Source organism: Pseudoalteromonas sp. SR41-4 (assembly GCF_014163985.1).
Taxonomy (GTDB): domain Bacteria; phylum Pseudomonadota; class Gammaproteobacteria; order Enterobacterales; family Alteromonadaceae; genus Pseudoalteromonas; species Pseudoalteromonas rhizosphaerae.
Genome location: NZ_JACJEI010000062.1, coordinates 1 through 7,487, shown reverse-complemented (window position 1 = coordinate 7,487; position 7,487 = coordinate 1). Strand labels below are relative to the sequence as shown.

Sequence of the window (7,487 nt, the reverse complement as noted above, 5' to 3'; positions counted from 1 at the left end):
ATATAAACTTTGTAGAACCTAGAACCTAGAACCTAGAACCTAGAACCTAGAACCTAGACTTTATTTAATACTTGACTATTTTACTCTGGTAATTAAAATTTGCACTCTTTAGTGCGGGGGCTCCATGAAGTTAACATCAAAAGGCAGGTATGCCGTCACAGCGATGCTGGATGTTGCGCTACATACAAATGTAGGGCCAGTTCCCCTTGCTGATATTTCAGAACGACAAGAAATTTCTTTGTCGTATCTAGAGCAGTTATTTGCCCGGTTACGTAAAAGTGGTTTAGTCAGCTCAGTGCGTGGACCTGGTGGTGGTTATTTACTCGGTCGAGAAACGCATGCAATTTCGGTTGGTGATGTGATCAACGCCGTTGATGAATCAATAGATGCAACCCGATGCCATGGTGCAACGGGCGGCTGTCAAAGCGGTATGCGGTGTTTAACTCACACCTTATGGTCTGATCTAAGTATCAGAATAGAAGACTTTTTAAACGGTATTACCCTTGCTGAATTGGTGGAAAAGTCAGATGTGAAGGAAGTTTCATCTCGCCAAGATAACAGCGTTAATAATGCACTTAAGCAATTGGAAAATATTCAAGTAAGCTGCCAACTATAAGTTGGCGTCCAGCGGAGAAAGAAATGAAGTTACCGATTTATTTAGATTACGCAGCAACCACGCCAGTTGACGAGCGTGTAGCAAAAGAAATGATGCAATGCCTAACAATGGATGGCAATTTTGGTAACCCTGCATCACGTTCACACCGTTTTGGTTGGCAAGCTGAAGAAGCGATTGATCAAGCTCGTACTGATATCGCAGATTTAATTAACGCAGACCCACGTGAAATCGTTTTCACTTCGGGTGCGACAGAATCAAACAACCTTGCAATTAAAGGCGCAGCACAGTTTTATAAAAAGAAAGGTAAGCACGTTATTACCGCTAAAACTGAGCATAAAGCAGTGATCGACACCTGTCGTGAGCTAGAGCGTCAAGGGTTTGAAGTAACCTATATGGACGTTGAAGAAAACGGCCTACTTGATTTAAAAAAATTAGCCGACACAATGCGCGATGACACAGTATTAGTGAGCATTATGCATGTAAACAACGAGCTAGGTGTAATTCAAGATATCGCGACTATTGGCGAAATGTGTCGCGAACGTAAAATCATGTTCCACGTTGATGCTGCACAAAGTGCCGGTAAAGTTTTAATCGACGTGCAACAGCTTAAAGTTGATTTTATGTCATTCTCAGCGCACAAAGTATATGGCCCGAAAGGCATCGGTGCATTGTATGTTCGCCGTAAACCGCGTGCTCGTTTAGAAGCACAAATGCATGGTGGTGGTCATGAGCGTGGAATGCGCTCTGGTACGCTAGCGACTCACCAGTTGGTTGGTATGGGTGCTGCATTTAGAATTGCCAAACAAGATTTCGAAAAAGATCATGCTCACATCAGCGCGCTTCGTAAGCGTTTAATTGATGGCATTATGGCTGATATGGATGAAGTGTACTTTAACGGTACGCCGGACCAATCAGTACCAGGAATAATTAACATCAGCTTTAACTTTGTTGAAGGTGAGTCGTTATTGATGGCTGTTAAAGATATTGCTGTATCATCAGGTTCTGCCTGTACTTCAGCAAGTTTAGAGCCTTCTTATGTATTACGTGCGCTTGGCCGCAACGATGAATTAGCACACAGCTCAATTCGTTTTAGTATTGGTCGTTTTACCACCGAAGAAGAGATTGATTATACCGTCAATTTAATGAAAAACTCTATCGGTCGCTTACGTGAGATGTCTCCTCTTTGGGAAATGCATCAAGAGGGTGTTGATTTAGATTCAGTTGAATGGGCTCATCATTAATTGACGAGCACATCCACTAGCAGGTAATGAGGATAGAATTATGGCGTATAGTGATAAAGTAATCGATCATGTTGAAAACCCACGTAACGTAGGTGTATTAGACAAAAATGATCCATCAGTAGCAACGGGTATGGTTGGCGCACCAGCATGTGGTGACGTAATGAAGCTGCAAATTAAAGTATCAGCTGCAGGCATAATTGAAGATGCTAAATTTAAAACATACGGTTGTGGTAGCGCAATTGCTTCATCGTCACTTGTAACAGAGTGGGTTAAAGGCAAGACCTTAGATGAAGCTGCAATGATCAAAAACACTGATATCAGTGCTGAGCTTGAATTGCCTCCAGTGAAAATTCACTGTTCAATTTTAGCTGAAGATGCAATTCAAGCAGCAATTGCAGATTACAAAAGTAAACAAGCGAAGTAAGAGATAAATCATGGCAGTGACATTGACAGAAGCGGCAGTAAACCGCGTAGAATCATTTTTAGCAAATCGCGGAAAAGGCTTAGGCCTGCGCGTAGGCATTAAAACGACGGGCTGTTCAGGTCTTGCATATGTTCTTGAGTTTGTTGACGAGTTATCTGAAGGCGACGAAGTATTTGAATCTAAAGGGGTTAAAGTAATCGTCGACGCTAAAAGCTTAGTTTATATTGATGGCACCGAGCTTGATTACACTAAAGAAGGTTTGAACGAAGGGTTTAAATTTATTAACCCAAATCAAGCTGATGAGTGTGGTTGTGGCGAAAGTTTCACAGTATAAACAATAAAGTGATTGTACTCTTAAGCCCTGCACCTGTAGGGCTTTGTTCTATCTGAATTTTAAGCCAATAGATTGTTGGCATGGTTGGAATTATGCGCTATTTTGAATTGTTTGCGATACCCGTTGATTACAATGTAGATTTGGCAAAAGTAACTAAGAATTACCTCGAACTCCAGCGTGCCGTTCATCCAGATCGCCATGCCAATGCCAGCAGCCGTGATAAGTTATTAGCCGTACAAAATACCGCAGAAATTAATGATGCCTTACAAATTTTAAAGCATCCGGTAAAGCGCGCAGAATACATGCTGAGTGAATTGGGTGTTGATATTCGTGCCGAGCAGCAAACACTACAAGATCCACTGTTTTTAATGCAGCAAATGGAATTACGTGAAGAGCTTGAAGAGCTAAGCACAAGCGATGATCCAGACACAGCGATTGCTCAGTTCGAGAAGCAAATAAAACAACTAGACAGCCAATACAGCGCGCAACTTGCTGAGCAATTGGCAAGTAATGACGAGCAGCAATGGCAGTTAGCCGCTGATAGCATTCGAAAATTAAAGTTCGTGTATAAATTACGAGATGAATTAGAGCGTATTGAAGACAGTTTATTCGACGATTAATTATCTAACTTACTGCACCATTGGTAAGTCAAACAAGAGTTAAAGATCATTATGGCATTATTGCAGATTGCTGAGCCGGGGCAGAGCGCGGCACCACATGAACATAAGTTAGCAATTGGTATTGACCTTGGTACTACCAACTCACTTGTTGCGACAGTACAAAGTGGCGAAGCCCGTACATTAACCGATGTTAATGGCGCAGCCATGTTACCGTCTGTTGTACGTTACGCCGCTGATGGTATAACAGTAGGCGAACTTGCCGCTCAAGCTGCAACACAAGATCCTGTAAATACTTTAATTTCAGTTAAACGTTTTTTAGGTAAAACTCAAGCTGAAATAGAGCAAAGCTACGGCCAATTACCGTATGATTTTTGTCAGCATGATGGCGCATTAGCGATTACCACCGCGGCTGGCAACATCAGCCCAATCACCGCATCAAGCGATATTTTAAAAGCATTAAAGCAACGCGCCGAAGAAAGCTTTGCAGGGCAAGATATTTTAGGTGCCGTGATCACAGTACCTGCTTATTTTGATGATGCACAGCGCCAAAGCACCAAAGATGCTGCGGAGCTTGCTGGTATTAATGTACTGCGTTTATTAAACGAGCCAACTGCAGCCGCGGTTGCTTATGGTTTAGATTCAGGCCAAGAAGGCATTATCGCAGTTTATGATTTAGGCGGCGGTACCTTTGATATTTCAATCTTGCGTTTAAACCAAGGTGTATTTGAAGTACTGGCAACCGGTGGTGATTCAAGTCTAGGTGGTGATGATTTTGACTCATTATTAGTGGATCATTTTAAACGTGAAACCGGTGTGATGACGCTATCTCCATCAGTATTACGCTTATTTATTAATAAAGCTAAAGCTTGTAAAGAAGCACTAAGCCAATATGCTAAAGTGAATGTTGGTCTTGAGTTTGATGATGAAAAATACACGGTTGAAGTCACTCGCGAAAAGTTTGAAGAACTAGCCATGGTGCTGGTGAAAAAAACACTCCGTTCGTGTCGCCGTGCAGTTAAAGATGCTGGTATTACAAACGACGAAGTACTGCAAGTAGTTATGGTCGGCGGTTCAACCCGAATGCCAATCGTACGTAACCAAGTCGCTGAATTTTTTAATAAAGAGCCGCTTACCTCTATTGATCCGGACCGCGTCGTTGCACTTGGTGCAGCATTACAAGCGGATGTGTTAGTGGGCAACAAGCCTGATTCAGACATGTTGTTACTTGATGTATTACCACTGTCGCTTGGACTTGAGACTATGGGCGGCTTAGTGGAAAAGATTATTCCGCGTAATACCACTATACCTGTAGCACGAGCACAAGAGTTTACCACTTTTAAAGATGGTCAAACTGCAATGTCTCTGCATGTATTGCAAGGTGAACGAGAGCTAGTTGATGATTGCCGTTCGTTGGCTAAATTTAGCTTAAAAGGTATTCCACCAATGGCAGCCGGTGCGGCGCATATTCGTGTGACCTTTAAAGTCGATGCCGATGGCTTACTTAGCGTATCTGCAATGGAAAAATCAACTGGCGTACAAGCTGAAATCCAGGTTAAACCATCGTTTGGTTTGTCAGATGACCAAGTAGCGAATATGCTTAAAGAGTCGATGACTAATGCCAAAGATGATATGCAAGCGCGTATGCTCAAAGAGCAACAAGTTGAAGCATTGCGTGTTATCGAAGCACTTTATGCATCATTAGCAACAGACAGTGCTTTACTTGCTGAACATGAATTAACTAACTTGAACGCTGAAATAGCGAAGCTAGTTACAGTTCGTGAGACAGCTACCGAGCCAAATCAAATAAAAGCAGCCATTGAGAAAGTTGATAACGCCAGCAGTAAATTTGCTGAGTTAAGAATGGATGCATCGATCAAAAAAGCACTGCAAGGGCAGTCAGTAGACAACGTTTAAAAGAGGTTAGAATGCCACAAATTATTTTTCTTCCCCATCCGGAATTATGTCCTGACGGCGCTGCAATTGATGCACCAAGTGGTGAAACAGTTCTTAATGTTGCACTTAAAAACGGTATCAGTATTCCACATGCTTGTGAAAAGTCATGTGCGTGTACCACTTGTCATTTAGTTATTCGTGAAGGTTTTGACTCACTTGATGAAAGTGACGAGCTTGAAGACGACATGCTAGATAAAGCATGGGGTTTAGAGCCTGAATCACGCCTAGGTTGCCAAGCAATAATCCGTGATGAAGACTTAATAGTTGAAATACCGAAGTACAATCTCAATATCGTTAATGAAGAGCATTGATTTAAAGCGCAGCTATAAGTTGTAAACCTTAAGCTTTAAAGAAAACACCGCGCTCAATTTGAACGCGGTGTTTTTGTTTATAAAGGTCGAAAATTGCGCGAGGTAAACTTGCGCCTACGGGTTTGGCATCAATGTTTGAATTTGCGTAGGAGCCGGCTTTAGCCGCGAAAGATTTAAGTGATTTATTCACAAAGAGGTTAAGAGTGCGCTGCGCTTTAGAGATAAGTGAAGGGTATATCTTCTCATTTACGCTCACGCGGCTACGGTTTGGCATCAATGTTTGAATTTGTGTAGGCGCGGCTTTATGTCGCGCGGTTGTATTGAGATGTTAGATTTTAGGTGGATCTAGTCTTTGCCTTTGACCTAGTACCTTTCACTTATCGGTGGTGAACATAACATTGGCTATATGCCGTAATAATTGCTTTGGAGGTTTTATGAATAATCTACTATTTAACAACTCTTTCATTAACGGTGAGTTTTACTCTACTGAAAAACACTTTAGTGTTGATGATCCCGCTACACAGCAAAGCATCATCATGGTAAGTGATATCGATGATGATGGGGTTCATAAAGCCATCAACGCCGCTCACGGCGCATTTATTAAACTCAAAGCCACCAATGCCACAACGCGTAGTAATGTATTAATGCGTTGGTTTGAACTGGTTATGCAGCATAAACAAACCCTTGCTGAATTAATGACTAAAGAGCAAGGTAAACCATTAAAAGAAGCCCTTGGTGAAGTTGAATATGGGGCTGGGTTTATTAAGTGGTTCGCAGAGCAAGCCAAACGTAGCTATGGTGATGTGATCCCCGCCACTGATGACAATCATCGTTTAACTAGTTTTAAACAGCCTATTGGTGTGGTTGCAGGCATAACTCCTTGGAATTTTCCAATTGCTATGGTTACCCGTAAAGTTGCACCAGCCTATGCCGCTGGGTGTAGCTTTGTACTAAAACCTTCGGAACATACACCTTTATGTGCTTTAGCATTAGCTTATTTGGCTGACCAAGCCGGTTTTGAAAAAGGCGCTTTTAATGTATTGCTCTCTGAAAACGCTAAAATGGTGGGTGAGTTACTAACTGAATCTGAACTTGTTCGTAAGTTCACTTTTACCGGTTCAACGGGCGTAGGTAAGCAATTACTTGCACAATGTGCCCCTACTATTAAGCGTACTTCAATGGAACTTGGTGGTAACGCGCCGTTTATTATTTTTGATAATGCCGATTTGGATGAAGCGGTAACGGGACTTATGGGGGCAAAATTTAGAAATGGCGGGCAAACTTGCGTCGCCGCTAACCGTATTTTTGTACAGCGTAGCGTGCTTGATCAAGTTGTTGATAAATTAGCTAAAAAAGTTACAGCACTGAAAGTCGGTAATGGGCTTGATGACGCAACAGATATAGGGCCGTTGATTTATCCTAAAGCTAAGCAAAAAGTACAAGAGTTGGTTGCAGATGCCAAAGCAAAAGGTGCGGTACAAATAGGTGATAATGTTGAGCTTGGTGGTAACTATCAAGCACCGCTTATTTTAAATGGGGTAACTGCGGAGATGGACATTTACCATCAAGAAGTTTTTGGCCCGGTGGTGAGTATCATTGTATTTGATGAAGAGCCTGAAGTTTTAGCACTGGCCAACGATGTGCCTTATGGTTTAGCTGCTTATTTTTATAGCCAAGATTTGAAACAAATATACCGAGTGAGCGAAGCGTTAGAGTACGGCATGGTAGGTATTAACGAAGGGTTAATATCAAACCCCGTAGCACCGTTCGGTGGGGTTAAGCAGTCAGGTCTTGGTCGCGAAGGTGGCCACCAAGGGCTCGACGAGTACCTCGAAGAAAAATATGTGTGTATGAAAATTTAGCTTTAGAGCGGTAAGCTATAAGTTTTAAGCTGTCCGAGTGCTTTTTAAGTGTTGACATAATAATTTGCAACGCTCAAATTTTTGGCTTACCGCTTACCGCTTACCGCTTACCGCTTACCGCTTACC

At 42.2% G+C, this 7,487-nt stretch carries 8 protein-coding genes; all 8 read left to right on the top strand.

Features of this window, described 5'->3' with window-relative positions; translation table 11 throughout:
- The first annotated feature begins 124 nt into the window (after positions 1–124).
- The 8 genes from iscR to H5180_RS23075 all read left to right on the top strand — a co-directional run bounded on the left by iscR (position 125) and on the right by H5180_RS23075 (position 7,361).
- Positions 125–616 carry a Fe-S cluster assembly transcriptional regulator IscR gene (iscR, locus tag H5180_RS23110; protein WP_182759232.1) on the top strand — a complete coding sequence of 164 codons (492 nt, stop codon included), beginning with the start codon at positions 125–127 and terminating at the stop codon, positions 614–616.
- A 23-nt stretch (positions 617–639) separates the two neighbouring features.
- Complete coding sequence (locus tag H5180_RS23105; protein ID WP_182759231.1) at positions 640–1,857, top strand: IscS subfamily cysteine desulfurase; 1,218 nt, start codon at positions 640–642, stop codon at positions 1,855–1,857.
- A gap of 40 nt (positions 1,858–1,897) precedes the next feature.
- The gene (gene iscU / locus H5180_RS23100; RefSeq protein ID WP_145236533.1) at positions 1,898–2,281 is read left to right on the top strand and encodes a Fe-S cluster assembly scaffold IscU; all 384 of its coding nucleotides are present in this window, start codon (positions 1,898–1,900) and stop codon (positions 2,279–2,281) included.
- 10 nt (positions 2,282–2,291) lie between these two features.
- Complete coding sequence (gene iscA / locus H5180_RS23095) at positions 2,292–2,615, top strand: iron-sulfur cluster assembly protein IscA (protein WP_145236536.1); 324 nt, start codon at positions 2,292–2,294, stop codon at positions 2,613–2,615.
- A 92-nt stretch (positions 2,616–2,707) separates the two neighbouring features.
- On the top strand, positions 2,708–3,235 hold the full coding sequence (gene hscB, locus H5180_RS23090) for a co-chaperone HscB (RefSeq protein WP_149980539.1): 528 nt from the start codon (positions 2,708–2,710) through the stop codon (positions 3,233–3,235).
- Positions 3,236–3,286: 51 nt separating this feature from the next.
- A complete protein-coding gene (gene hscA, locus H5180_RS23085) occupies positions 3,287–5,149 on the top strand; it encodes a Fe-S protein assembly chaperone HscA (protein ID WP_145236544.1) in 1,863 nt (620 codons plus the stop codon).
- Between the two features lie 11 nt (positions 5,150–5,160).
- Positions 5,161–5,499 (top strand): ISC system 2Fe-2S type ferredoxin, encoded by a 339-nt coding sequence (gene fdx / locus H5180_RS23080; protein ID WP_145236547.1) that lies wholly within the window; start codon positions 5,161–5,163, stop codon positions 5,497–5,499.
- Between the two features lie 434 nt (positions 5,500–5,933).
- Positions 5,934–7,361 (top strand): NAD-dependent succinate-semialdehyde dehydrogenase, encoded by a 1,428-nt coding sequence (locus tag H5180_RS23075; protein ID WP_182732653.1) that lies wholly within the window; start codon positions 5,934–5,936, stop codon positions 7,359–7,361.
- Positions 7,362–7,487 lie beyond the last annotated feature (126 nt).

What these genes read in the sequence shown, in the direction of transcription:
- fdx (WP_145236547.1), top strand. Translation starts at nt 5,161, where the DNA reads ATGCCACAAATTATTTTTCTTCCCCATCCGGAATTATGTCCTGACGGC.
- iscR (WP_182759232.1), top strand. Translation starts at nt 125, where the DNA reads ATGAAGTTAACATCAAAAGGCAGGTATGCCGTCACAGCGATGCTGGAT.
- H5180_RS23075 (WP_182732653.1), top strand. Translation starts at nt 5,934, where the DNA reads ATGAATAATCTACTATTTAACAACTCTTTCATTAACGGTGAGTTTTAC.
- iscU (WP_145236533.1), top strand. Translation starts at nt 1,898, where the DNA reads ATGGCGTATAGTGATAAAGTAATCGATCATGTTGAAAACCCACGTAAC.
- hscA (WP_145236544.1), top strand. Translation starts at nt 3,287, where the DNA reads ATGGCATTATTGCAGATTGCTGAGCCGGGGCAGAGCGCGGCACCACAT.
- hscB (WP_149980539.1), top strand. Translation starts at nt 2,708, where the DNA reads ATGCGCTATTTTGAATTGTTTGCGATACCCGTTGATTACAATGTAGAT.
- H5180_RS23105 (WP_182759231.1), top strand. Translation starts at nt 640, where the DNA reads ATGAAGTTACCGATTTATTTAGATTACGCAGCAACCACGCCAGTTGAC.
- iscA (WP_145236536.1), top strand. Translation starts at nt 2,292, where the DNA reads ATGGCAGTGACATTGACAGAAGCGGCAGTAAACCGCGTAGAATCATTT.